21 protein-coding genes are annotated in these 24,993 nt (G+C 49.4%); 3 read left to right on the top strand and 18 right to left on the bottom strand.

Annotated elements, in window-relative coordinates:
- The 14 genes from J7619_RS15360 to J7619_RS15295 form a co-directional block, all read right to left on the bottom strand.
- A complete protein-coding gene (locus J7619_RS15360; RefSeq protein WP_291199948.1) occupies nt 1-2,421 on the bottom strand; it encodes a TonB-dependent receptor in 2,421 nt (806 codons plus the stop codon).
- Between the two features lie 167 nt (nt 2,422-2,588).
- Nucleotides 2,589-3,509, bottom strand: coding sequence for an SMP-30/gluconolactonase/LRE family protein (locus J7619_RS15355; protein WP_291199945.1), 921 nt, complete (start codon nt 3,507-3,509; stop codon nt 2,589-2,591).
- 118 nt (nt 3,510-3,627) lie between these two features.
- Nucleotides 3,628-3,969 (bottom strand): low molecular weight protein tyrosine phosphatase family protein, encoded by a 342-nt coding sequence (locus J7619_RS15350; protein ID WP_291199941.1) that lies wholly within the window; start codon nt 3,967-3,969, stop codon nt 3,628-3,630.
- Between the two features lie 5 nt (nt 3,970-3,974).
- Entirely contained in the window at nt 3,975-5,087 is a 1,113-nt protein-coding gene (locus tag J7619_RS15345) for a Gfo/Idh/MocA family protein (RefSeq protein WP_291199938.1), read from the bottom strand.
- A gap of 78 nt (nt 5,088-5,165) precedes the next feature.
- A complete protein-coding gene (locus J7619_RS15340; protein ID WP_291199935.1) occupies nt 5,166-5,843 on the bottom strand; it encodes a hypothetical protein in 678 nt (225 codons plus the stop codon).
- Nucleotides 5,813-6,154, bottom strand: coding sequence for a type II toxin-antitoxin system HigB family toxin (locus J7619_RS15335; RefSeq protein ID WP_291199932.1), 342 nt, complete (start codon nt 6,152-6,154; stop codon nt 5,813-5,815). Before J7619_RS15335 ends, J7619_RS15340 begins: the two co-directional genes overlap by 31 nt.
- Nucleotides 6,155-6,328: 174 nt before the next feature.
- Nucleotides 6,329-6,709, bottom strand: a complete 381-nt coding sequence (locus tag J7619_RS15330) for a DUF3244 domain-containing protein (RefSeq protein WP_291199929.1) — start codon at nt 6,707-6,709, stop codon at nt 6,329-6,331.
- Between the two features lie 290 nt (nt 6,710-6,999).
- A complete protein-coding gene (locus tag J7619_RS15325; RefSeq protein WP_291199926.1) occupies nt 7,000-8,244 on the bottom strand; it encodes an MFS transporter in 1,245 nt (414 codons plus the stop codon).
- Nucleotides 8,245-8,493: 249 nt separating this feature from the next.
- On the bottom strand, nt 8,494-9,264 hold the full coding sequence (locus J7619_RS15320; RefSeq protein ID WP_291199923.1) for a 3-ketoacyl-ACP reductase: 771 nt from the start codon (nt 9,262-9,264) through the stop codon (nt 8,494-8,496).
- Nucleotides 9,261-10,406, bottom strand: a complete 1,146-nt coding sequence (locus J7619_RS15315) for a Gfo/Idh/MocA family protein (RefSeq protein WP_291199920.1) — start codon at nt 10,404-10,406, stop codon at nt 9,261-9,263. The genes J7619_RS15320 and J7619_RS15315 overlap by 4 nt, the downstream gene beginning before the upstream one ends.
- Before the next feature lie 148 nt (nt 10,407-10,554).
- A complete protein-coding gene (locus J7619_RS15310) occupies nt 10,555-11,379 on the bottom strand; it encodes a sugar phosphate isomerase/epimerase (RefSeq protein ID WP_291199917.1) in 825 nt (274 codons plus the stop codon).
- Between the two features lie 161 nt (nt 11,380-11,540).
- Nucleotides 11,541-12,923, bottom strand: coding sequence for a glycosyl hydrolase (locus J7619_RS15305; protein WP_291199913.1), 1,383 nt, complete (start codon nt 12,921-12,923; stop codon nt 11,541-11,543).
- Nucleotides 12,924-13,015: 92 nt separating this feature from the next.
- A complete protein-coding gene (locus J7619_RS15300; protein WP_291199910.1) occupies nt 13,016-13,939 on the bottom strand; it encodes an AraC family transcriptional regulator in 924 nt (307 codons plus the stop codon).
- A gap of 3 nt (nt 13,940-13,942) precedes the next feature.
- Nucleotides 13,943-14,497, bottom strand: a complete 555-nt coding sequence (locus tag J7619_RS15295) for a DUF4126 domain-containing protein (RefSeq protein ID WP_291199907.1) — start codon at nt 14,495-14,497, stop codon at nt 13,943-13,945.
- A gap of 147 nt (nt 14,498-14,644) precedes the next feature.
- Here J7619_RS15295 and J7619_RS15290 point away from each other — a divergent pair, with 147 nt between their 5' ends.
- Nucleotides 14,645-16,420 (top strand): ABC transporter ATP-binding protein, encoded by a 1,776-nt coding sequence (locus J7619_RS15290; protein ID WP_291199904.1) that lies wholly within the window; start codon nt 14,645-14,647, stop codon nt 16,418-16,420.
- A gap of 81 nt (nt 16,421-16,501) precedes the next feature.
- Here J7619_RS15290 and J7619_RS15285 read toward each other — a convergent pair whose 3' ends face one another.
- The 3 genes from J7619_RS15285 to J7619_RS15275 all read right to left on the bottom strand — a co-directional run bounded on the left by J7619_RS15285 (nt 16,502) and on the right by J7619_RS15275 (nt 21,144).
- On the bottom strand, nt 16,502-19,054 hold the full coding sequence (locus tag J7619_RS15285; protein ID WP_291199901.1) for a penicillin-binding protein 1A: 2,553 nt from the start codon (nt 19,052-19,054) through the stop codon (nt 16,502-16,504).
- Between the two features lie 81 nt (nt 19,055-19,135).
- On the bottom strand, nt 19,136-19,531 hold the full coding sequence (gene msrB / locus J7619_RS15280; protein ID WP_291199899.1) for a peptide-methionine (R)-S-oxide reductase MsrB: 396 nt from the start codon (nt 19,529-19,531) through the stop codon (nt 19,136-19,138).
- A 65-nt stretch (nt 19,532-19,596) separates the two neighbouring features.
- Complete coding sequence (locus J7619_RS15275; protein WP_291199896.1) at nt 19,597-21,144, bottom strand: DUF5723 family protein; 1,548 nt, start codon at nt 21,142-21,144, stop codon at nt 19,597-19,599.
- A 326-nt stretch (nt 21,145-21,470) separates the two neighbouring features.
- Between J7619_RS15275 and J7619_RS15270 the strand changes: the two genes are divergently transcribed.
- Nucleotides 21,471-22,901: a circularly permuted type 2 ATP-grasp protein gene (locus tag J7619_RS15270; RefSeq protein ID WP_291199893.1), complete on the top strand. Its 1,431-nt coding sequence runs from the start codon at nt 21,471-21,473 to the stop codon at nt 22,899-22,901.
- 114 nt (nt 22,902-23,015) lie between these two features.
- Nucleotides 23,016-23,747 (top strand): esterase family protein, encoded by a 732-nt coding sequence (locus J7619_RS15265; RefSeq protein WP_291199890.1) that lies wholly within the window; start codon nt 23,016-23,018, stop codon nt 23,745-23,747.
- A gap of 69 nt (nt 23,748-23,816) precedes the next feature.
- On the opposite strand, the gene pheS is transcribed toward J7619_RS15265, so the two are convergent.
- On the bottom strand, nt 23,817-24,857 hold the full coding sequence (gene pheS, locus J7619_RS15260; RefSeq protein ID WP_291199887.1) for a phenylalanine--tRNA ligase subunit alpha: 1,041 nt from the start codon (nt 24,855-24,857) through the stop codon (nt 23,817-23,819).
- Nucleotides 24,858-24,993: the final 136 nt, after the last annotated feature.

Here is a 24,993-nt window from a genome sequence, read left to right as displayed (position 1 = left end):
TTAGAATTTAAAGTTATAGCTGAAATAGGGCAGTATAGGAAACAGGGAATAGCGTTTCAGCGTGTATTTCGGAACGGGCGTAGCCGGCATCACATTAGGAAGGATAACGATTTCTTCGTCGATGTTGTAGAAGAAGGGGTTCCTGCGGTTGTATGCGTTGTACACGCCGAACTCCCACGTGCGCTCGTGCCGCTTTTTCCTTTTGTGTAATTGAATGGCAATGTCCATTCTGTGAAACGGTTCGGCACGGAAGCTGTTTTTTTGCCCGTACTCGCTAACGGTCGGGCCAAACCAGCTAATAGCGGGCTTGCCGTCCGATGTGATGCGCGTTACAAAGTTATCCGTCGCCGCCCGATAGCTCGACACCGGAAGCGTCAATGCATTGCCGGTACCGTACACCCAGGTAGCCGAAAGTGTAATTCTCTTACTCAGTTCATATATCCCTACCACCGAAAGGTCGTGGCGGCGATCGTAGCGCGGGAAGAATGTTTTGCCAAAATTCAGCTCCGGGAATTTCCAATAGGTCCACGACAATGTGTAACCGATCCAGCCGGAAAACCTTCCGGTTTTCTTCTGAACGAGAAACTCTCCACCGTACGACCAACCCTTGCCGGCGGTCACATTATCCTCCCAGCTCAGTTCATTGGCATTCTCTCCATTAATACTCAGGAACGAAGAGCCTTCCTTATAGTTAAGGATATTGTTCATTTTTTTATAATAACCTTCGAGCGTCACCGTGAGCGCGGGGTGTTCGAAGTCTTTGGCCAGCCCTGCGGCTATTTGTTCGGATTGCTGGGGCGCAACCTTCGCGGTGGTGGGTACCCAAAGATCGGTGGGAAGGCCCAGGCCTGTGTTGGAAAGCAAATGCACGTATTGGTTCATGCGGGCATACGATGCTTTGAAGGAAAGGTTCTCGGCAAGACGCAACGCCGCAGAAATGCGTGGCTCGGGACGGACGTAAGTCTTCACCTCGGTCTGAAATGTACTTAACCGCAACCCGGCATTGACTTTCAGCGCGTCCAATGCCTGCCAGGTATCCTCGATGTAAAGTCCTGCTTCAAGCGAATAAACCGGTTTTACCGATCGTTCGATGGGGTTATCTGTAAAAGTGCCCGCAATTGCGAGCGCGGAGGGTACGAACTTGTGAAAAGTGGCCTGTCCTCCGAATTTTACCGCGTGCTTGGAGGAGGGGTAAAAATCAAAATCGGTTTTCACGCCCAGGTCGCGGATACGCGAATCGTATTCAAGGCTGAACTCATCGTCCAGAGAACCGTCATTGTTCAGTTCTTTGGAATAACTGGAAACACCGAATTTGAAATTGCTGAAAATGAAGGAAGTATTGACAAACAGTTTTTGGTTTAGCACGTGATTCCAGCGCATTGTCGCGGTCGCATTGCCCCAGTCGAGGCCGGCGCGGGTTTCGGAAGTGCTGCTCTTTTCATTAGCATGGAACTTGTCACGACCGAAATAGCCGCTGATGTAAAGTTTGTCCTTGCTGCCGAGATCGTAATTCATCTTGGCATTCAAATCATAAAAATAATAGCCGGGTTTTACCTGGCTGTCCTCGCCCCGCTGCTGCCGGGCGATTAGCGGTGCAGCCAGGAAATCGATGTACGTACGGCGGCCGGAGATCAGGAAAGAGGATTTACCCTTCGAAATAGGCCCTTCGAGGGTTAGCCGGGAGGAGATCAGACCTATTCCGCCTTCACCATGCAATTTTTCCTTACTGCCTTCCTTCATATTCATTTCCAGCACCGACGACAGCCGGCCACCATATCGTGCCGGAAAGCCGCCTTTGGTTAGTTCCACACTCCTTAACGCGTCCGAATTGAAGATCGAGAAGAAGCCAAAAAGGTGGTTGGCATTGTAAACCACCGCATCGTCGAGGATAATCAGGTTTTGATCGGGCCCGCCGCCGCGCACATACAGGCCCGTTTGTCCTTCGGTACCTTTCTGCACCCCCGGCATGAGTTGCAGGACACGCAATACGTCCTTTTCACCGAAAAATGCTGGTACCTTTTTCAATTGCTGGATCGGGATTTCTATTTTACTCATTTGTACCGTCCGGCTGACGTAATCCTCCTGCTTGCGCGCAGACACGACCACTTCTTCGAGTTGTGTGATGGTAGGAAGAAAAATATTGAGCTCGGTATCCGTCCGGGGCGTTACGCGTTTCTGCTGCTTTTCATAGCCTACAAATGAGAACGAGACCGTCGCGGAATCGGATGCAGGCAGTGTGAGCGAGTAAAATCCGTAGGTATTTGTCACTGCGCCGTAAGGTGTATTGTCGATGTACACGTTTACTCCGGGAAGCAATTCCTGGCTGCCTTTTTCCCGCACAAAACCACTGATCGTAACGCGGTTCTGTGCAACGGAAATATTGTAGAGGAGAAAAAGAAAGGCCGTAAAAATCAGACGCATAGACGGAATTGCGGTTAGTTTGAGTAACGAGTCGGTTGGTGATCTAGTATGGAGTAGTTGTATTTGACCATGACGATATCCAGCCCCAAACCGTTGCACCCGGCACAAAAAGAATGGCGGAATTCCCAGTGTCTTGGAAACTCCGCCATTACAGAAGTGGGATCAAGTTATTTTACGCCCTTAACCTTCATTTTCAACCCGTAAACTGCCGTTTCAGCCGTGATAAACAACATATCACGATTTTTGCCGCCAAAGCACACATTCGCTGTCCATCCTTTATGTACCGGGAAATGGGCGATTTGGGTGCCTGTTTTGTCGAACACCGTCACGCCGTCACCGGTAATGTACAGGTTGCCTTCCTCGTCGAGGATCATGCCATCGGATCCTTTGGATACGAACAGCTGACGATTGGCCAATGTCCCGTCTTTCTGGATATCGTAAACATAAGTTTTATTGTCACCAATGTCGGCTACGTAAAGTTTCTTGCCGTCGGCGGTTCCGATAATGCCGTTGGGTTTTTTCAGCTTTTCATCTACCCGGATGAACTTTTTGCGATCGGGACTGAGGTAATAAACGTGCTGACCGTCTTGCTGCATGGCGGGATCACGTTTCCAGTAATCGCGTTTGTAAAGTGGGTCGGTGAGGTAAATGCCGCCTTTGGGATCGACCCAGAGATCGTTGGGGCCATTCAGCAGCTTGCCTTCGTAGTCTTTTACCAGTACTGTCGGGTTGCCCTTTTTGTCGAATGACCAAACCTGGTTTTCCTCGTCTGAGCAGGCGATCAGATTCCCTTTTTTATCAAAATACATGCCGTTGGCGCGGCCCGCTTTATCGGAAAATGTGCTGAATGCACCCGTTTCGGCATTCCAGCGGATAATTTTGTTATTGGGCTGATCGGTGAAAAACACATTGCCGTCTTTATCAGGAACAGGTCCTTCGGTGAATTTATACCCATCGCCCAGCTTCTCGACCTGCGCTCCGGGCGCGACGATTGATTTCGAATCCATGATTTGTGCGGATAGTAAAACAGGAAAAAACAGCGCGGTAAGGCCCGCCAGCATGGGAATAATGATTTTGGATTTTTGCATAGTAAAATCGGACCTGGTATTGATTCGACCCGGGTCAGTTTATTAAAGTCGGGATAGGGGGCTGCTTTACTGTTTTTTGGTGAACCGGGGCTATTGTAGGTCGCGCGACTCCATTACCTCAGATCTCTAAATGCGTTTCCCGCAGACTATTGATTTTCGTTGTGAGGATTTCAATCAACTCTTCATCCATAAACTCGTATTCATCCGGAATATCGAGCACTTGAATGGGCGGCAAATCCAGATGAGCATACAGTTTCCGGATCTTGGATTTGTGATCGCCTTCCATTACCAGCGTAATGTCGGCCCAATTGAGGTCGCCCTCAGAGATTTTCCGGTTGCTCTGAGGGCTCAATCCGGCTGACCGGATATTGAAGCGTTGGTCGTTTTTAAAGATATATTCGGCCGTACGGCTGCGGCGCTTATTCTTGCCGCAAATGACCAGAATGTTGGGACGATGCATACCTATTATTTTCCAGCCAGCATAATTTTAGCTCCGCCTTTGCGAATGGATTCATAGACGGCATCCACGACGATCATATCTTTCAAGCCTTCTTCGCCACTCACGTTCGGATCGGGTTTGTTGTTGAGAATAATGTCGGCAATACCATCCATTTGAAGCGTTTGGTGTGTGACGACAGGCTGGTTCATCGGGCCGAGGTGGGTGCGGCCTTTGATAGGACCGTAACCGAATGCAGGGCTTAGCTCCACAAATCCCTTTTCTCCGACGACGTACAACCTTTCATAGTTATTGAATGCATAAGTGGTGCCGCAACTGGCCACGATGCCGCTGGGGAAGCCGAGTTGGAACATAATCGTTTCGTCGACTTCTTTGAACTTGACCGGATCGGTTTTGGTTTCCTGCGCCGTAACCCATACAGGCTCTTCGCCCGTCGCGTAGCGGGCGCCGTTGAGTGCATAAATACCTACGTCCATCATCGCCCCACCGCCTGCGAGGGCTTTTTTCAGTCGCCATTGGTTCGGGTCGCCGGATTTGAAACCCATATAGTTGTTCACATGCATGATCTTGCCCAGTTCACCGGCCTCGCGCATACGTATAAGCTCACGCGTGTGCGGCTCGAAGTGCATCCGATAGCCAATGTAAAACTTCACACCGGCCTTTTTGCAAGCGGCGATCATCTCCCGCGTTTGCTTTGCATTATCGGCAACGGGTTTTTCACAGATCACATGTTTTCCCGCAGCGGCAATTTGCAGCACATGCTTGTGGTGCAGGGAGTTTGGCGTGGTAACATAGACAATGTCGATATCGGGATTGTCCTTGATGTTGCCTACCGTTTCGTAGTTGTAGGTATTTTTCTCCGGGATATTATATTTCTGCTTCCAGGTTTCGAGCTTCGAAGGCGTGCCCGATACTGCCCCGACGAGCGTTGCCATTTTGCAATCCTTCATCGCTTCGGCCACGCGGGTCGCATAGCTGCCCAGCCCCATCAGCGCGACGCGCAATTGCTTGTCTGCTTTTGGGCCGGAATATAGCTCACGTGCCGAAACAGGTAAATCGCTCAACGCTGTTGCGCCGATGCCTAGTGATAGTTTTTGCAGGAAATCTCGACGGGTATCCATATAGATGAGTGATTTTCAGTTGAATATTCAAAAGGCAAAAAGTGCATTATGCCTTTGATCTCCTTGAAATTTTGTAGCTCATTTATTTGAAAGTGTTAACTCGACGGCGTGATCTTCCGGCTCTGTTTCCTCCTCATCCCAGTTTTCCGGCAGGAACCCCTTTGCTACCGGACGGTTCGCCAGCGTTTCCTGCAGCAATCTGGCTTTTGGATTCACTGACGAAATTTTTGCTATCGCGGTTTCCAACCGGCTTAAAGTTTCCTGTGAGGGAATGTTAATAATGAGATCTTTAAGCGGGATTTCGAATAGTAAATGAATCAACTTCAGATCATTGGTGGAAAACGGCCTGATGCCATTCAGCAATTCGGAGGTGTACGATTTGCTGTGGTTTAAAAGAAGGGCAAGGTCTTTTTGTCTTAACGAAAGAGCTTGAAGTCTGTCGAGAATCAGCTTATTTCGCTTCCAGAGGAATGCATACTCCTTTTCAGCCTGAATTTCCGCGGCTTCGCTCTCTTCCATTTGTGCATCACTTACCAGGTTTTCATCTGACCAACATCTCGCCTCAAATTCTATTATCATGTTACTCAATGCTTCTATTGTCACGCCAAGATCCGGCTGATCTTCCTCTTGTAGCGTTAAATACCGTTTAGCTAGCGTCACCTGTTCACATTCAAGTTCGGTTTCAATCCGGCCTGCGTCTAATATTTTTTTGATATTAGGTTCGCTTAATTCGAAGTGGTGTTTGCCCTGAACCATTTTTCTATCGTGTTTGTGTTGTTTTTGAAAGTCCTTACATACTCTTCGTGTGTCCCAGCCCATAAAACCTCAGCCCGATTTCTTCCAATATGTATAAAAATCAGGGTTCTGTGGACATGTAAGTTGAAGAAGTATAACCCTTTGCTGTGAACCCGGTCTGCGTCTTTTCTGATTTTCAGTAGTTCATCAACAGATGTTATTGCGTCTCCCCCCAGGTCGTCGATCAATTGATCAACAGCCTGTATTAAACGCTTATTACCAAGATTTTTCTTTTTAAGCTGCGTAAGCTTCCTCTTACCTTCGATATGCATCGGCCGACACTACAATTTAATAAAAGTTCTACTAAAAAGTGAACTTTCGGTTTTTGGACTTTCTATTGATACGCCGATTCTGAAAAAGGTAACTGGATAATTATTTTGGATACAAAAAAAGCGGCACCTCCCGCATTGGGGAGGCGCCGCTCCGGATACTTATGTATTTGAACCTTAATTAACTGTTAGGATACGTTCTACTTTTTGGTCGGCCAGTTCGAACGTTTTGGCTTGAACTTCATTGCCGCTGATAATTTCCAGCTTGTATTTGCCGGGCTCCATGGCATCGAGATTCAGGGTACGTCCGAATTTTTTGTGGTCTTTCGAAACGGTCTCACGGTACACCACGACTCCTTCGGCATCTCTGAGCAGTAATGTTGTTTTTGAATCGGTGGCGCCTTTGTCGACGAGGACATTGATTTTACCGGTTTTGGTGGCGTAAATGCCTGTTCCGAAAGTGGAAGCTTTTTTGGCTTCTTTGTCTCCCGCCTGGGCTGTGAAAGAAGCGGCTAAGAGCGCAAACGCGCAGATGAAGGTTTTAACTGTTGTTTTCATGGCTGTTTTATTTTTATGGCTATAAATTTTGTTCTATTTCCAGAACACGACAAAGGTAAAAGCATGCTCGCGTACGATGTGAATCAAAGTACACGAGCGGAATTTCGGGTGGGACAAGTGGTTGATTCCCAGCATAAGCAATTGAACGGTATCTCATGGCTATTTTTCAAAAATGTAACCAAGAGACGTAAGGCAGGACAGGAGTGTTGCTTGGGAAAGTGTTAATAACTGTTAAAAAAAAACGGCCCTCCATCTGTGGGGGCCGCTTTTAACTAAAACTAAAACCGAAACTATTCTTTTTCTACAAAGTCCATATCCTTTGTAAATGTCTCTTCCAGGAAATATAAGGCTATCAACGCCACTACGGCTGTTGCTATACCTATTGCCAGCCCGGCCTGGATCACTCCGAGGTCAGGTTTGAAACTCACAAACAATGCCGCCAGCGGGATAGTCGCACCGCGTACGAAATTGGGCACCGTCGTTGCGACGGTTGCGCGCAGGTTTGTACCAAACAATTCTGCCGCAATGGTAATAAATAATGTCCAATAACCATTGCAGAACCCGAGCAAGGTACAAATCAAGTAGAAGGAGAACAAATCTTGCATCGGAATAAGCAAATACCCGATTACCATTGCAAGCGATAGCATGATAAACAGCCTGATCACTTTTTTCCTGCTGCGCATATACTGGCTGAGTAAACCACTGACGATATCTCCGCCAACCTGCCCTGAAAAAGCCAGCATCACCGCCTTGCCTGCGTTGATACCCTCAATGCCTTTAGCCGCCCCGAATTCGGGCGAAAAGGTTATGAGAATTCCCACTACGAACCAGATCGGCAGACCGACAAGGATCGCCATCAGGTATTTGCCGAGGCGTTTCCCGTTGGTGAGGATCATGAAAATATTTCCGCGGTCCACCGAGCGTTCCTTTGCATGTTTGAACATGCCCGATTCAAATACATTGAAACGCAATACCAAAAGTAGCAAACCCATTCCGCCTCCTACAAAATAAGAGATGCGCCACGCAAATAAATCGGCGACGAAGTAAGCTAAAATCGCCCCCAAAACCCCGAGGGTAGCCACCAATGTGGTGCCATATCCGCGTATCTCTTTGGGTAATACCTCTGTTACCAAGGTAATACCGGCTCCGAGCTCACCTGCCAGCCCTACACCCGCAATAAAGCGAAGAAGGGCGTACTGATCAAGCGATGTGACAAAGCCGTTGCCAATGTTGGCCAGTGAATACATGATAATCGACCCGAAAAGAACGGAAAGCCGGCCCCTTTTATCCGCAATCACTCCCCACAACACGCCGCCGATCAGCATTCCAGCCATTTGGTAATTCAATAAACTGATGCCTTCGGTCAGCAACTGATCGTCAGCGACGTTCAGCGCTTTCAGACTCGGCACCCGCACCACACTGAACAAAAAAAGGTCGTACATGTCGACCAGGTAGCCCAATGCAGCCACTATTACAGGTATTTGCAACAACTGCGAAAGCAGCGAAGGTTGGGGATTATTGGTTGTTGTTGACATAGGGTTAGGTTTTACTTCGGCTTTCGGCTGTCAGCCGTCGGCTTGGGGTTAATATAAATGTCAATCAATTCTTTTTTTACCGCTGAATTGTCAAGTCAGGTGTAGTCATTTATTGTCAGGTATTGTCAAGTGTGGTCAAGTGTAGTCACTTGAGAAATACATATTCTTTCTAACAACCCCTGACAATTTCTTGACAATACTTGACTATCAGTGACTACGCCTGACCATACCTGACATACTTGACCCACCTTACAGCCTGTCAATCAGCATCCCGCCGTCCACGCCGATCACCTGGCCGGTGGAGTAGGGGAAATCACCTCTGGTTAATGACGCAACGGCTTTGCCCACGTCCTCGGGCGTGCCCCAACGGGGTTGCAATGCAATGCCGCTCTGGAACAGGTTATCGTATTTCTCCTGTACCTTGGAAGTCATGTCGGTGGAAATAATACCCGGACGGATTTCATAAACCGGGATATTGTACTCAGCCATTCTCACAGCAAAAAGCAGGTTGGTCATGGCGAGCCCGGCTTTTGAAATACAATATTCTCCACGATTGATCGAGGCTACTGTGGCAGAAATGGATGTTACGAAAATGATCGCTGCTTCAAATGCATGGTTGTCCTGCTTGGCCGCCGCCATGCGTTTGCCGATGGCCTGGGTAAAAAAGAATGGGCCTTCGAGGTTGGTCGTCATTACTTCCTGGTAATTCTCGACGGTGGTTTCGAGAATGTCGAGCCTCACACGCGGCGCTATACCTGCATTATTGACGAGCAGGTTGATCTGCCCGAAAACAGAATAGGCCTTTTCGATAATGGCTTTCCGGTCGGTCGCGCTGGCGATGCTTCCCTGGCAATAGGCTACTTCTGCGCCCAGTTCGCGCAATTCGTTGAGCGCATCAGCAGCGCCCGCTTCGTCGCGAACGCCATTGATGGCCAGGTTATATCCTTCTTTGGCAAGGGCTTTGGCAATGCCAAAACCGATACCCCGGCTTCCGCCGGTGATTAATGCGGTCTTTTTCATAGTTCTTGTACGTCAACCCATTGGCGTTTTTCCCAGCTTTCAAGACCTTTTTCGGCCAACTGCACACCGCGCGCTCCTGCTTTCAAATCCCAGGGGAATGGCTCGTCTTTTACAATATGTTTGAGGAAAAGCTCCCATTGCGCTTTGAATGCATTGTCGTAAATCTCCTGCTCAGGCACTTTCGACCAGCCGTCGAAGAACGGGATCGGTTGAGCGATGTCGGGGTTCCAAACAGGTTTAGGTGTATTGCCGTAATGCTGGATGTAGCAATCACGCAGACCGGCCACAGCCGAGCCATGTGTGCCGTCCACTTGCAATGTGAGCAGGTCGTCGCGGCGCACACGTACCGTCCACGATGAGTTGAAATGCGCGATTACATCACCTTCCAGTTCGAATGTAGCATAGCAGGCATCGTCGGCAGTACATTTATAGGTATTGCCATTCTCGTCTACGCGCTCGGGAATGTGTGTGGCGCCCAGGCAGGAAACGGCTTTTACATTTCCAAACAGATTATCCAGCACGTAGCGCCAGTGACAGAGCATATCCACGATGATACCGCCATCGTCTTCCTTGCGGTAGTTCCATGAAGGGCGCTGCGCCGGAATGCTGGTTCCTTCAAATACCCAGTAACCAAACTCGCCGCGTACCGAAAGAATCTTTCCGAAGAAACCGGCTTCCATCAGTCTTTTCAGCTTTACCATGCCCGGAAGCCAGAGTTTGTCCTGCACCACACCATTTTTCAAACCGGCTTTGGTGGCCAGTTCATACAACTCCAATGCCTCTTCGGTAGTGGTACCGGTCGGTTTTTCACAATAAATATGTTTTCCGGCCTTGATAGCCTTTTTTACAGCTGCTGCACGGCGACCGGTTACCTGCGCATCGAAATAGATCTGGTAATGCGGATCGGACATCACCGAATCCAGGTCGGTGGTATATTTCTGCACACCCGATTGCTTGCAAAGCGCTTGCAGCTTAGCCTCGTTGCGCCCTACCAGGATCGGGTCGGGCATGATCACTTCGTCGGAAGAGATTTTTACACCGCCTTGCTCGATAATGGCTTTGATTGAACGCAGCAAGTGCTGGTTGGTACCCATACGGCCGGTTACGCCGTTCATGATAATGCCAATGGTATGTGTTGTCATTGTTGTTTTTGTTTAATGGCGCGAAGCTCCTGCTTCGTGCCCGCTATGTTGGAGGCCTCCGGCCGACTTGATTTACGTTACGCTTACTGATGCCGGCCAGAGGCCTGCGAATAATTTGCACGAAGCAAGAGCTTAGCTCCATTTGCGATTACACCGTTCTGACAAACGATTCGGTTATCTCGCTGAGGAACAAATGCTGGTCTTTTGCCCAATGGATGTTCGAGAAAATCTCCACTTCACAAAAGCCGTTGAAACCCGTAGCTTCCACCCAGCCCCGGATCTTTTTCAAATCAATACATCCTTCACCCATTAAGCCGCGGTCATTCAAAAAGTCGATGGTATTTACTTTCCAGTCGCAGACGTGGTAGGCGAGCAGGTTGCCATTCGCCCCGCAGCGTGCGATCTCTCTTTCGAGGTCGGCGTCCCACCACAAATGGTAGACATCCACCGCCACTCCGACGAAAGGTGACTTGAAATATTCTGCCATATCATTGGCTTGCGCCATGGTGTTAATGGCTGAGCGATCGGCGGCGTACATCGGGTGCAATGGCTCGATCGCGAGTTTGACACCCAGTTTCTCTGCCAGCGGCAAAATGGCAGCAATGCCTTCGCGGATCTGGTTGCGCGACGTTTCCAGCGGCTGATCAGGAGAAGCGCCGCACACCAGTACGATCATGGGCGCTCCCAAAGCTGCGGCTTCTCCGAGGAGCTTGCGGTTATGATCGATCGCCTGCGCGCGCCCGGCGCTGCTCGTATGCGGGAAAAAACCGCCGCGTACGTAAGAGACAATTTCCAACCCGGCAGCGCGGATGACCTCACCCGCGCGGTGCGGCCCGATCCCTTCCGTCGCATTCTGCCAGACGCTAATGCCTTTTACGCCGGCGGCAGCGTAGTTTTCCACCGCCTCCGAAAGTCCCCAGGGCTTGGTTGTAATGGTGTGGATACAGCACCGGTCGAGTGTTATGTTTTCCAATTTATTGTGGTTACTTATTGGTTTTAGGTAATTGTGCTTTGTTACTTTCAGCCTGAGCGGAGTCGAAGGCGTTTGCACAAGAGCCTTCGACTTCGCTCAGGCTGACAGTAACGTTAATTCTTCTGCGCGGCGCCCCGGGCGGTCGAAGGCAGACAATAATGTTATTTCACTGCGCCGAGGTACGAGTAATAAGGCAGCCCCTTGTTGATCCGGTGCAGGTAAAGCGCTACTTCCCTTGCGTGGTAATCGCCCCACATGCTCGACTCGCCATTTGGAATTTTTTGCCCGGCAGGTACATTATCCCAGCCGTTCGGACGGTGGTAAATGGAGTGCAGTATCAATCCCTGATGGGTAGGATCAGTTGAGAGATAAGGCTCGGCAAAAAGTGAATCCACGGCTGTGAGCCCGGCTTGCCAGTAGCGGTTTCCGGCTTCGTTCTGGCCTTTGTCGTTCAGATATTTGCCCAAACGGAGCAGCCCTTGTGCGCCAATGGCTGCGGCCGAGCTGTCGATCGGTTCGAATTCGTTGTAAGGATCGGAAGTTCTGGAAGTGTAATCGCCCAGTTTATGAATTTGTGGAGCGCCTGTATCCCAGTATGGAATGCCGTCGGATGCTGTATTGTCAATGTAAAAATCGCAGGTAGCTTGTGCTGCTTTGAGGTAAATGCGCTCGATTTCGGCGCGGCCGCCCAGCGGTGCCAGTTCTGCGTCGGAGAAGCTGGCAAGCGATTCGAGCTGTTCGGCAAAACCTACCATCGCCCACGCGAGGCCGCGCGTCCAGGTGGTGAAGCCCGAGAAGCCCTGCTGCGAGTTAGGGCAGCGGTAGTTGCCGTCATTGGTATTGAACACGCTTTCGTGCGCGGTACGGCCCCAGAGGTCGTAGCTATCGCGGCCCTCGCCGTAGTAAACCGAGTAGTTGGCCGTAGCGATGGAATGTAGCGTCCCGCGTTCGAGCAGGCTGGTTTTCAGGTCATTTTCCCCCATGTAGCTGTGTCCGAGCAGGTGCGAGACCATCAATGCGCGCACCGAGCGGATCGTATCGACAAACAACGAGTGCGGCCCGTTGAATGAATGGATGAAACCCTGGCCATTTTTAATGCTCGTCCAGCGGCGCGCCTGTACCGCTCCGGATACTTTCAGCGCGATCTCATAGAAGTTGCGTTCCCATTCGTTTTCCGCAATTACACCTTCATTCATCAGGCGCAGCAAGTTGCCGTACGTGCTTACATTGTTGAAACCATGGTCGTGGACACCGAAATGTCCTACGTGCGAGGCCATGAAATCTAGGGTGTTCTTGCGCGCGCTGGCGAGGTAGCTTTCGTTGCGGGTAGCATCAAATTGCAATACTTCCGCGCCATACTGGAATCCCTGCGTCCATTCCGTCCAGCCGCGGAGGGTGTATTTGCCATTCACGGTGAAAACCGGGGTTCCTTTTGAATTGTCGTACTCCTTATTGATGAGTTTGATTTTTTCGCCGGAAACCTCCCAGAAACGGTCGAGTTTGGATTGGAGTGAAGCAGTGGTCAGTTCGTTTTTTATCTGCATAACTGATATCGATAGTATTATTTAGCCATTTTAATTTTGGATAATACAAAGATATTTGCAGCAAAAAGCGATAGCAAGGTACAAATTTGCTATTAAATGGTACTTTTCCGAACATGCTCGCGATACTCGTTCGGGGTGAGACCGGTTTTCTTTTTGAAGATGCGGCTGAAATAGGACGGGTCGTCCATGTGGATGTGATAGGCAATTTCCTTACTGCTTAGATTGGAGAATACCAGTAGCCGTTTGGCTTCGAGCAGCAGCTTGTCAAGAATGTATTCCTGGCAGGAAATGCCGAGGTGTTTTTTGATGATTTTACTCAGGTAATCAGGTGTGACCGATAGCTGGCTGGCATATTGCTGGACTTCATGCATTTGCCTGAAATTCTTTTCCACCAGTTCCTGAAAGCGACCTGCGAGTTCGGGAACGGAAAGGGCAGGCGACTCAGCCGGCTGCGCATTGTGCTGGGTCAGGAAAGCACATTTTTGTAATAACAGTCCTAAATACCTGCCGATCAGCGCCTGGTCGGTCTCCGCGCTCAAATGATCGGTGACCATGTTTTCGAGGATGTTGTGAAAATAATGCTTGTCGCCGTCCGACAGCGTGATAATAGGCTGCCTGCGCGCTGGCTGAAAGAACGGCAACTGCGAGAGCGACGGGTTCATCGGGTTATAGAACGTGTAAAAATCCTCCGAAAACGCGACGATATACCCCTGGAAAGAGCTCGAAAACGTAAGTAAATGCACCTGTCCCGGTGTCAGGAAATGGAGACCGGCTCCCTGGATGTTATAAGAATGAAAGTCGATTTCGTGAAAACCCTGACCTTCTTCGATGAAAAGGATCTCGTAGTACGTATGCCGGTGCGGGGCGTCGGTCGGGAGCGGGGTAATGGGTAGCGATACCGGCCCTTCCTGCGGAACGTCAGTACTATTTTTAAATCTGAAAATCTTTAATGCGGGTACCTGGCTGGGCGTTTTGGGAAGCGAATGGACTGGGATTGCATCAGACACGAAAACCATGCATCAAGACTTTTTCAAATTCATTAACCGTTTCAAAAGCCACGCGGCCAGCAGAACTACCAGTGCCAATGCGATGACCGGCAGAAATACCGCCAGGCCCGACAAGCCGAATGACGCGACATTCTCGGCCGTAGAAACCACCGGATTACCGAGACCAGCCGTTGTTTTGGACGAAAGAAGTCGCAAAATACCCGTACCCGCCTGCACCAGCCCGGCTGTGCCGCCGCCGAGGATCAGTCCTAATCCCCAATGTAACATCGGGCTGTCGATTTCGATAAATGAGGTGGTTAGTAACGTGCCGGCGACCACGGCTGCCGGTGTCGCAACGGTGTCGAGCAGGTTGTCCACAAATGGAATGTAGTATCCGGCGATTTCCAGTAAGGTGGCCGTGCCCAACGCGAAGAAGGCGGTCCAGGTGCTTAACCACCCGAACTGTTCTCCCGGCGTGATCCAGCCGTTCATGGCGGCGATATTGGCGACCAGCATGGGCAGGAATATCCTGAATCCGCAGCTCGCGCTCAGACCAATTCCCAGGCATAAACTTAGAAACAGCTCCATTTTGACTAGTTCGAGGCTTTAAAACGTTAATGTAGTGTATTTGAAAAAGATATGCGTCGATTGGTAGATTTTTTATCCCCTTTGTGACATTTTCTACCTTTGCTTTGTTGATCCAAGACAACCACTGTATTACCTAATAGCTACCCGGTGAACCAGGAAACCAAAAGCGGCCAGATATTCGATCTTCCCACCCTAAGGCGTCTATACACATTCGTTCGACCTTATCAGAAGCAGTTTTATCTGCTTATTGCCATTATTTTGCTCAATGCAGTACTGGCACCGTTGACGCCCCTGCTGATCAGGTACACCATCGACACACCGATCGCGAACGGGGATTATTCGCAGCTGACGGTAATGCTGATCGTGATGTTGGTGGTGACGTTGTTCCAGGGGTTGGCGCAATTCTGGAATACGTATATGTCGGGCTGGCTGGGACAGTACATTATCCGCGATATCCGGGTGCAGCTGTATCAGAAGATCATCGGTTTAAGGCTTAAATTTTTTGATAACACCCCCATCGGCCGACTCGTAACCCGGACCATTTCCGACGTGGAAACCCTTTCCAATGTATTCAGCGACGGTATGGCTGCCATTGCGGGGGATATTCTGCAACTGGTATTGATCATCGCCGTGATGTTCTACACCGACTGGAAGCTTTCGGTTATCAGCCTTTCGATGATCCCGCTGATGCTTTTCTGTACTTATGTTTTCAAGGAAAAGATCAAAGACTCGTTCAACGAGGTGCGTGCCGCCGTTTCCAATCTCAATGCATTCGTGCAGGAGCACATTACGGGAATGGGAATCGTGCAGATTTTCAGTAGCGAGGATATTGAATATAAGAAGTTCAGGGAGATCAACAAGGTGCACCGCAATGCGAACATCCGGTCTATCCTTTATTACTCGGTGTATTATCCGGTTGCGGATGTAATTGCCGCGGCGGGTACCGGTCTGGTCGTCTGGTACGGTTCGAAACAGATACTGGATGCCGAGATCACATTTGGTACGGTTACGGCATTTGTGATGTTTATCAACCTCTTCTTCCGCCCGATCCGTCAACTCGCCGACCGTTTCAACACGCTGCAAATGGGGATCGTCAGTACCGACCGCATTCTAAAACTGCTCGATAGCGACGAATATACTTCCAATGAAGGCACATTTGCGCCCGAATCCATTAAGGGTAATGTGGAGTTCAAAAACGTTTGGTTTGCTTACAATGAGGAGGAGTACGTTTTAAGGGATATTAATTTTAAAGTAAAAGAGGGAGAGACCATTGCCTTTGTGGGCGCCACTGGTGCAGGGAAGTCCTCGATAATTAACCTGCTGACCCGTTTTTATGATATTAACAAAGGGAATATCTACGTCGATGACGTTGAGGTGCATGATTATGAGCTGAATGCATTGCGCAAACATATCGGGGTGGTGTTGCAGGACGTATTCCTTTTTTCGGATACTATTGAAAACAACATCCGGCTTGGCGACGAAAGCATTACGCATGAAAAAATAGTCGAAGCTGCGAAGCTCGTGGGAGTGCATGATTTTATCGAGCGCTTGCCGGGTGGCTATACCTATAATGTGATGGAACGCGGCGCGACGCTTTCGGTAGGGCAGCGACAACTCATTTCGTTCGTACGCGCGATGGTGCACGAGCCGAAGATCATCGTGCTCGATGAGGCCACGTCATCCGTTGATAGTGAAACGGAAGAATTGATTCAGCACGCGATCGAAAACTTAATGCACGGGCGAACAGCCATTGTGATCGCTCACCGGTTATCGACCATCCAGGAGGCCGACAAGATCATTGTGGTCGACAAAGGGAGGATCATAGAGGAAGGTAACCATGAGCAACTGCTCGAAAAAGACGGCGCTTATGCGAATTTATACCGGATACAGTACAAGGAGGTGCATAAGATTGGGACTTTGTAGATGTTTAGGCTGTAAGCTTTAGGCTATAAGCTGTAAACTTGACGCGCTTATAGCTTATAGCCTAAAGCTTACAGCTTAAATTCAATTCCTCTTCGCAGTATCCAAAGGAATCGGCGGGGGGCCGATCAGGAATTCATCTTCTTCGTTCTGTTTGGCCGGCGTAGTGTCGCCTTCTATTCCAAGCGAGTCACTCACAGCCGGTGCCCATTGCGTAGGACAGTTGTATGTTTTGGATATTTTAAAGCTAGGCTTCGGGAATGGCCCCGGTTCGACGGATTTGTCTTTATAGACCTTTTCGAGGAAAGCCCCTACGAGTGGCAAAGCCGTTTTGGCCCCCTCACCGAGATTGGTGGTCCGGAAGTGAATGCTGCGGTCGTCGCCGCCTACCCAGGCGCCCACCACGAGGTCGCGCGTGACGCACATAAACCAGCCATCGGAGTTGTTGGATGTCGTTCCGGTTTTGCCGCCCAGCTCGTTGCCGTTCAGCGTCACATTGAACCTCCACCGGATGCTTCCCGAAGTACCACCGCCTTCTTCCACACCTGCACGCAGCATTTGAAGCATCAGGAACGCCGATTCTTCACGGATCGCCTGACGGTGCTCTGCCTGAAACTCCTCGATTACTTTGCCATTGCTATCCTCGATTTTGGTTACGAGAATAGGTTGGGTATAGGTCCCATTGTTAGCGAACACACCATAAGCCGCAACCATATCATAAAGCGACACGTCGAATGGTCCCAAGCCGATGGACGGAACCGCTTTCAATGGCGTGGTAATCCCCATTTTCTTGGCATAGCGGACCACATTTGCCGCGCCCACCTGGTCGGTAAGTTCTGCCGTAACCGAGTTAATGGATTGTGCCAATGCCCGGCGGAGCGTCATAGGAGCGTAGGTGTAAGTTCCGGTCGCGTTCCGCGGTTTCCATATCTTCTCTTCGCCGTCTTCTTCGTAGGTCTTCTCAAATGGCTTGTCTACGATCTCGTCGCAGGGATTCATATTGAATGAAGAATCGTCGATTGCGGTCGTGTATACAAACGGCTTGAAGGTAGAACCGGGCTGTCTTTTGCCCTGCTTCACCGCGTCATATTTGAAATAATTGTAGTCCAAACCACCCACCCAGGCCTTGATCTGCCCGGTTTGCGGGTTCATCGCCATCATGCCGGCCCGGAGGATACGCTTGTAATAATCAAGCGAGTCCATGGAGCTCCAGTATTTTTTCATTTCCCCGCTGTTTTTCCAATCGTAGACGGTCATTGTGTCCTTTTTGTTGAGATAGTAGGTCACACTGTCGGGATTGTTCGGGAATTTAGCGGCCAATGCGCGGTACTTACTGGTACGTTTTACAACGGTCGGGAGGAAGTCGGTGATTTCGTTGCCGTCCTCGTCTCGCCATGGGTTCTGATTACGCCAGTGGTCTTCGAAAACGCGTTGTAGCTGCTTCATTTTCTGAGTCATGGCCTCTTCGGCGTCTTCCTGCATGCGCGAGTCGATGGTAGTGTAGATTTTCAAGCCATCGGTGTAGAGGTCATAACCATTTTCGTCCCCCCATTTTTTGACAAAATCAACTACCGCATTCTTGAAATAATTGGCATTGCCGTCGTAAGGTGTTTCGAATTTGGTTTTCAATTCAATCGGCAACGCACTGATTGAATCGGCCTGTTTAGCGCTCAGGTAGCCGTATTTGCGCATCTGGTCGATCACCACATTGCGACGTTCGAGCGAGCGCTTCATGTTGCGGATCGGGTTGTAGGTCGTGGTCGCTTTTTGAAGCCCTACCAATACCGCCGATTCCTGTACGTTCAGGCTGTCGGGAGATTTGCTGAAATAGGATTTGGCAGCGGTGTTAATTCCATAGGTATTGTTCCCGTAATCGACCGTGTTGAAATACATGGTCAGGATTTCTTCTTTGGTAAAATTCCTTTCCAATTTAATGGCCGTAAGCCATTCTTTGGTTTTATAAATCAATGTGCCGAGGCCGGGAACATAGCCCAGTAACCCGCGTGCCCCCGACTTACGTGTTTTGAAAAGCTTTTTGGCGAGCTGCTGCGTAATGGTACTACCTCCCCCGCGATCCGTAGCACCGGTAACAATACCCCAGGCCACGCTGGCCATGGCTTTATAATCGATGCCCGAGTGCCGGTAGAAACGTGCGTCCTCGGTAGCGATCAATGCTTTGACGAGGTTTGGAGAAATTTGTTTGTAGGGAACTGGTGTCCGGTTTTCGGTATAAAACTTGCCGATCATGACGCCGTCGGCCGTGTAGATTTCCGATGATTGCGCCACTTTCGGGTTTTGCAAATCTTCCACGCTGGGCATACTGCCCATTAGCCAGAGGAAGTTGGTTTCCACACAGAAAATGTAGAGCGCAAATGCCACGATACCGTACACGATCGTCTTCCAGACTGTTACGATCGGGCGGTAATATTTAGAGCTGGTATCCACATGGGCTTCCCACCAGTTGCGCACCGACTCTTTATTTTGCCGGTAGGAATGAAAAAGCTCGTCGGCTTTGGGTTTACCGGTTACAAGCGAAGTGATTTTATAAGCAATCCTGTTGATGAGTGTGGAGAGACGCGACCGGAATGTCCGGAACAACGTTCTGATTGTGTTAAAAAACGATCGGATAACTTCCATCAAACGTTTTGGTTCGTAATGTGTCAAAGATAAGAAAAGCCGGATAGATATGATTCAATCCGGCTTTTTCTAAGATTTATTCTATTCAGCTTTGTGAAATTTCAATGCAGCTCCGTTCATGCAGTAACGAAGTCCTGTCGGTTTGGGGCCGTCGTTGAAAACGTGCCCGAGGTGTCCGCCGCAGGTTCTGCAAACCACTTCCGTGCGGATCATGCCATGACTTTTATCCACAATTTCTTCCACATTTTCTTTGGCTACGGGCATAAAGAAGCTCGGCCAGCCCGAACCTGAATCATATTTGGCCTCGGAACTGAAAAGCGGTGTCCCGCATGCTGCGCATACGTAGGTGCCTTCTTCCTTATTGTCATTATAAGGATGTGAAAATGGCCGCTCGGTACCCTTGTCGAACAGAACGAAGCATTGCTGGCCTGTCAGTTCCTGCTGCCATTCTTCCCTGGTCTTTTGTATTTCTCTCATGGATTTGTTTTTTAGGAATGGTCGGGAAAATCGTACCATATCCCCTGATAACGTTGAAGCGGAATTTATCGTTTAGAAAAAATGCGGCGAATCCATGAATCCCGCGGCGGCCAGCATTGGTTTTGGGATTCGGGTGGTTTGCGGAAAAGGCCGCCGGAAATACCGAAATACAAGTTGAACGACCTCGGGTTACCGATGTTCAGAAGCCCGGTAAGGTGGTCGGTGCCGATCCAAAGCGGCCCAATGCGACCGGCAAGCCCGATTGCCGGAGAGCGGTAGCGGTTCATGAGCGACAAAGGGACCGATATTTCGTACCATTTGTGCTCGTAGCGGGGGGTAACGCCGATGTAAGACTCCGCTTTCATACCAAATGCACCCTGTGGAATGAGGTTCTGCACCCAAAGGCCATTGACATACACATTCGGTTTTACATTATAATCCACGCTAGCCTGGAATGCCATCGGCAATACCGATTTGAAATTCGGCGCGATCGGCTGGCCACCATCCAGCGAAGAGTTGATCGCATTGAAAATGCCTTCGGAGCCTTTGAGCTTCTGGAATGTGTCGTATCTGAATTCCTTGTTTGTCGTGTGGGTTTCCTGTTGCAGGATATAAGCCGGGTTCTTGAAATGAACGCGGCCGATATCCGTCAGCGAAACGGCTATCCGGTAGAGGTATTTGTTTTTCGATGCGTCGCGTTTGCGTTCGCCTCTTTCGCGATAAGTAGCTTTGTGAACGTCGGGCCGGTATTCGTAAACAGCCCCTAGGTCGAAGCCCCAGCCGCTTCCCGGAGGTGCGCCGCCAAGGAGCCAGGCAGGCGATGGCTTGACGTTCTGAAAACCTTCGTCGCGCGTAAGCGCATAGCGTACGTTGATTTCATTGACGCTGATATACTGCCGCTTGTTTTCCCAGGCGGGATCGGGCTGAATATCGTACGATGAATTTTCGATAATAGCATGGGCATTATACAGGCCGATCAATCTTTTGACCGTGAAACCTACTTTGAGGTAATCCGTTTCATCATCGAAAACCGTACCGCCCAGCGTAAGGGCTATCTCGCCAAGGCCGTTCAAATGCAACTGACCTGACTGATGTTCATAGACCTGCTCCTGCAACTCTTTGAGCTGCGTGGTTTTGCTGATGAGGCGGGCCAATGGCTCGGTTACCTGCGTGGTATTGAGGATATAACGGGCCCGTGATGAAATTCCGACACCGACGCGTCCCTTGAACATATTGAACATGATCGATGGCAGGCGTGTATCGCCGCCGGCGTTCATGTACTTCTTGTTGCCATTCAATTTTTCGCCCAGGTAGGAGCGGGGGAACAGCAACATGCCTCTTTCATTATAGTATTTGGCGGGCACGGTTCCTGTGATCAGGCTCAGGAAGGAGTAGGGCGCCTCGTATTTGACGTGGTTGTTGGCGGTGTAAAACTGAGTGCCGACGAGGTTTACATATAAGCTGTAACGACTGTCGGCCACAAAAGCCGGATTATGATACAATGCGTTCGTTCCGGCAAAATTGCTCATGGCCGTGCCAGGCAAATGCTGGGCTTGGGCGTTGATGGTTAATCCGCAGACCAGTCCTAATATGGATAACCAACTTTTTTGCATAGGGAACGTGATTCGGTGGGGGAGCCGACATTTAATCTGGTTACAAAGAAAACGCTAACAGCATTGACTTGCAACAAAGTTTACTGAATGGGTAAAGAATATTCCATAACGTTGGGCGGCATGATTTTAATACGAAGGAAATGCGCAAACGGTTGCTCTTTGGTAACTTGTCACCGTCAGCTATTTAGGTCGCTTTTGGCTTTTTCCGGGAAATTAAAGATAAAGTCGGGTGTAGGTGCTTGTTGGTATTTGTTTTGTTAATTCATACATTGACCATATATTGTTCTGTGAACTATCGGTATTGACTTATTCAAATTTTGAATTGTATGAATTTTTCATTTTCTAATTATCAAATAGAAAATTTCTTCGATGAGATGTTTACTCCGGGTGGCGAAATACGTCCGGGCTATGAGCATTTAAAGAATAAATTTGAAAACCTCACGCACGAGGACCTTACCAATCGCCAGCTTGCTACCGAACGTGCGCTGTTATCGATGGGCATTACTTTCAATGTGTATTCTGAAGGAGAAGGTACCGAGCGCATTATGCCGATCGATATTATTCCGCGGGTGCTGTCGAATGCGGAGTGGGAATGGCTTGAAAAAGGGCTGAAACAGCGTATCAAGGCATTGAACATGTTTATTGACGATGTTTACAATGACCAGAATATATTGAATGACGGCGTGGTCCCGCGGGAATTGATCGAGTCGAGCAAGTGCTTTCTCAAACCCTGCATCGGTCTGAAACCACCGAAAGGTATCTGGTGCCATATTACCGGCACAGACCTGATCAAAGGTGACGATGGCACGTTTATGGTGCTGGAAGATAACCTGCGCTGCCCGTCAGGGGTTTCCTACATGCTGGAAAACAGGGAATTGTCGAAACAGATTTTCCCGGATGTGCTCGCGCGCACAGGTGTGAGGCCCGTATCCGACTATCCGACGCGCCTGTTGCAGATGTTGCAACACCTCGCCGACCGTCCTAATCCGACCGTGGCCGTGCTTACGCCCGGAATTTACAACTCGGCTTATTTCGAGCATTCATATCTGGCACAGCAAATGGGCGTAGAGCTCGTGGACGCGCGCGACCTGGTGGTATCGGACGGATATGTTAAAATGCGGACGACCAACGGTTTACAGATCGTCGATGTGATCTATCGCCGTATCGACGATACTTTCATGGATCCGGAGTCGTTCCGCGAGGACTCGCTGATTGGTATTCCCGGAATATTCGAAGTGTACAAAAAAGGGCGTGTCGCATTGGCCAATGCGCCTGGAACGGGGGTGGCCGATGACAAGGTGGTATATGCTTATGTGCCGCGTATCATCAAATATTATCTCGGTGAAGAGGCGATTATCCCCAATGTGAGAACCTACATCTGCGGAGAAGAGGAAGATATGAATTATGTTCTTGAGAATATCTCACAATTGGTTGTAAAAGAAGCCAATGAGGCTGGCGGTTACGGAATGCTCATCGGGCCCAAGGCGACGGAAGAAGAGCATGAACTTTTCCGTCAGAAAATAAAAGACAATCCACGGAATTATATTGCTCAACCAACGATTTCTCTATCAAGAGTGCCTTGTATGGTCGAAGGGCATGCGGAAGGACGGCATGTTGACCTCCGGCCTTACATATTATATGGCGACGATATTAACGTAATCCCGGGCGGGCTTACCCGTGTAGCGTTGCGCAAAGGGTCGCTTGTGGTGAACTCCTCGCAGGGTGGTGGCGGAAAGGACACCTGGGTATTGTATTAAGTTATCATTAACAGTTACTGGCAGTCTGTTCATGGTAGCGGTTTATGTATTTTTTTGATAAACCTTGTTTGAACTGCCTGAATTGAAATAGTCAGTAACTTAAATGATTCAACAATGCAACGCCATATAACCGGATGGTTCAGTCCGGCGCTTAACAAAGAAATGGAAATTGCTGTTTACGGACATTATGGAGTTGCACTTCTGATGATTCCCACCGCAGCATCGGATTACCTGGAATACGAACGAAATGGGTTAATCGACGCTATTGAGCCTTATATTTATTCAGGAAAGGTAAAAGTTTACTGTATCAATAGCATCAATGCAGAAAGCTGGCTGAATCCCTACATGCATGGTTACGACAAAGCGGTCCGGCATCAGGCTTTCAACGATTACGTGATCAAAGAGGTGGTGCCGTTCATAAAGGAGGATTCCAGTCCGACGAATGAGATCATCGCTGCTGGCGCCTCATTCGGCGCCTTGCACGCCGCTAATCTGTTTTTCAAACATCCGGATTCTATTCATGGGGTGATTGCCATGAGCGGCTGTTATGACCTGAGCGTGTATACCGACGGCTATTATGATGATAATGTGTATTTCAACTCTCCGGTGCATTATCTGCAGAACCTGAAAGCCGAATGGCATCTGCAAATGTACCGCGATAGCCGTCACATTCATTTTGTTACAGGTTCGGGCGCATATGAGGTACCCGACTATTCGAAACATATATCGTCAATCCTGACTTCGAAGAATGTGCCACACGAGCTGGATATCTGGGGAAGCGACATTCCTCACGAATGGTGGGCCTGGAAAAAAATGCTTCCTTATTATCTCGAAACAAGATTTTGATACAGTTTTTAAAAGCAAACGCCCTGAAATGTGATCATTTCAGGGCGTTTGCTTTTAAAATATTCCAGATCAGGCTCCTTCGAACTGGCGCAGGAACCTTACGTCGTTTTCTGTAAACAATCGAAGGTCGTTGATACCATAGCGGAGCATCGTGATCCGTTCGATGCCCATTCCGAATGCGAAACCGGTGTATTCTTCACTGTCGATGCCGCAGTTTTCCAGTACGTTAGGGTCGACCATCCCCGAACCTGCGATTTCAACCCAGCCGGTATGCTTGCAAACATTGCAGCCCTTTCCTTTACATATAAAGCATGAAACGTCGATTTCGGCGCTTGGCTCAGTAAATGGAAAGTAGGAAGGCCGAAGGCGGATCGTAGAATCCTTCCCGAACATTTCTTTCGCGAAGTGGTATAATGTATCTTTCAGGTCTTTGAAACTCACATTTTTATCCACATACAGGCCTTCAACCTGGTGGAAAACGCAATGCGCACGTGCCGAAATGGCCTCATTTCGAAACACACGCCCCGGCATAATAGAGCGGATCGGTGGCTTCTGACGTTCCATCAGGCGCACCTGCACGTTGGATGTGTGCGTACGCAGGAGGACGTCGTCCTTCACATCTCCTTCGCTCTTGGAAATAAAGAAGGTGTCCTGCATTTCACGCGCCGGATGATTATCTGCGAAGTTCAATGCGCTGAAGTTGTACCAATCCTTCTCGATCTCCGGCCCGTACGACACATTGAAGCCCATGCGTTCGAAAATCTCGATGATCCTCCGGCGAACGATGGTTAGCGGATGGAGGCTTCCCTGCAAGTTGGGTGTTACGGGCAAGGTCAGGTCGATCAGCATTTCAGGGTTGCTGTCTGCCGAATTTTCGAGCGCCGTCTGAAAATCCTGAAAACGTATTTGTGCCAGGTTTTTGAGCGTATTCAATTCCTGCCCGACGGCCCGGCGGTCTTCCTGCGGAATATTTTTGAGGTTATCAAAAAGCTCGGTTACTGCGCCTTTCTTACTGATATATTTCAACCTGAAAGCTTCCAGTTGCTCCTTGGTGCTAACTGTTGCCTGTTCGATTTCAGAAACTAACTCCTTTACCCGCTCGGTAATCATAAAAGCTTGTTGTTATTGGTGACTTGCGCCGCGCCTGTTGCGGCGGGAGGCTCTTTTTGAGGACCCCGAAATTCCTGCAAAGATAACGAAAGTTAGCTCGCAGGCGGATGCCAAATGGCGTAGTTACGTTTATTGG

Origin of the sequence: Dyadobacter sp. (assembly GCF_017744695.1) — a bacterium.
In the GTDB taxonomy this organism is placed as follows: Bacteria; Bacteroidota; Bacteroidia; order Cytophagales; family Spirosomataceae; genus Dyadobacter.
The sequence above is the reverse complement of the archived record's forward strand: the minus strand, read 5'-3'. Positions and strand labels throughout refer to the sequence as shown.

Bases quoted from the DNA above. Each gene is read 5' to 3' on its own strand.
- J7619_RS15360 (WP_291199948.1), bottom strand. From the start codon at position 2,421: ATGCGTCTGATTTTTACGGCCTTTCTTTTTCTCCTCTACAATATTTCC.
- J7619_RS15355 (WP_291199945.1), bottom strand. From the start codon at position 3,509: ATGCAAAAATCCAAAATCATTATTCCCATGCTGGCGGGCCTTACCGCG.
- J7619_RS15350 (WP_291199941.1), bottom strand. From the start codon at position 3,969: ATGCATCGTCCCAACATTCTGGTCATTTGCGGCAAGAATAAGCGCCGC.
- J7619_RS15345 (WP_291199938.1), bottom strand. From the start codon at position 5,087: ATGGATACCCGTCGAGATTTCCTGCAAAAACTATCACTAGGCATCGGC.
- J7619_RS15340 (WP_291199935.1), bottom strand. From the start codon at position 5,843: ATGGTTCAGGGCAAACACCACTTCGAATTAAGCGAACCTAATATCAAA.
- J7619_RS15335 (WP_291199932.1), bottom strand. From the start codon at position 6,154: ATGCATATCGAAGGTAAGAGGAAGCTTACGCAGCTTAAAAAGAAAAAT.
- J7619_RS15330 (WP_291199929.1), bottom strand. From the start codon at position 6,709: ATGAAAACAACAGTTAAAACCTTCATCTGCGCGTTTGCGCTCTTAGCC.
- J7619_RS15325 (WP_291199926.1), bottom strand. From the start codon at position 8,244: ATGTCAACAACAACCAATAATCCCCAACCTTCGCTGCTTTCGCAGTTG.
- J7619_RS15320 (WP_291199923.1), bottom strand. From the start codon at position 9,264: ATGAAAAAGACCGCATTAATCACCGGCGGAAGCCGGGGTATCGGTTTT.
- J7619_RS15315 (WP_291199920.1), bottom strand. From the start codon at position 10,406: ATGACAACACATACCATTGGCATTATCATGAACGGCGTAACCGGCCGT.
- J7619_RS15305 (WP_291199913.1), bottom strand. From the start codon at position 12,923: ATGCAGATAAAAAACGAACTGACCACTGCTTCACTCCAATCCAAACTC.
- J7619_RS15300 (WP_291199910.1), bottom strand. From the start codon at position 13,939: ATGGTTTTCGTGTCTGATGCAATCCCAGTCCATTCGCTTCCCAAAACG.
- J7619_RS15295 (WP_291199907.1), bottom strand. From the start codon at position 14,497: ATGGAGCTGTTTCTAAGTTTATGCCTGGGAATTGGTCTGAGCGCGAGC.
- J7619_RS15285 (WP_291199901.1), bottom strand. From the start codon at position 19,054: ATGGAAGTTATCCGATCGTTTTTTAACACAATCAGAACGTTGTTCCGG.
- msrB (WP_291199899.1), bottom strand. From the start codon at position 19,531: ATGAGAGAAATACAAAAGACCAGGGAAGAATGGCAGCAGGAACTGACA.
- J7619_RS15275 (WP_291199896.1), bottom strand. From the start codon at position 21,144: ATGCAAAAAAGTTGGTTATCCATATTAGGACTGGTCTGCGGATTAACC.
- J7619_RS15270 (WP_291199893.1), top strand. From the start codon at position 21,471: ATGAATTTTTCATTTTCTAATTATCAAATAGAAAATTTCTTCGATGAG.
- J7619_RS15265 (WP_291199890.1), top strand. From the start codon at position 23,016: ATGCAACGCCATATAACCGGATGGTTCAGTCCGGCGCTTAACAAAGAA.
- pheS (WP_291199887.1), bottom strand. From the start codon at position 24,857: ATGATTACCGAGCGGGTAAAGGAGTTAGTTTCTGAAATCGAACAGGCA.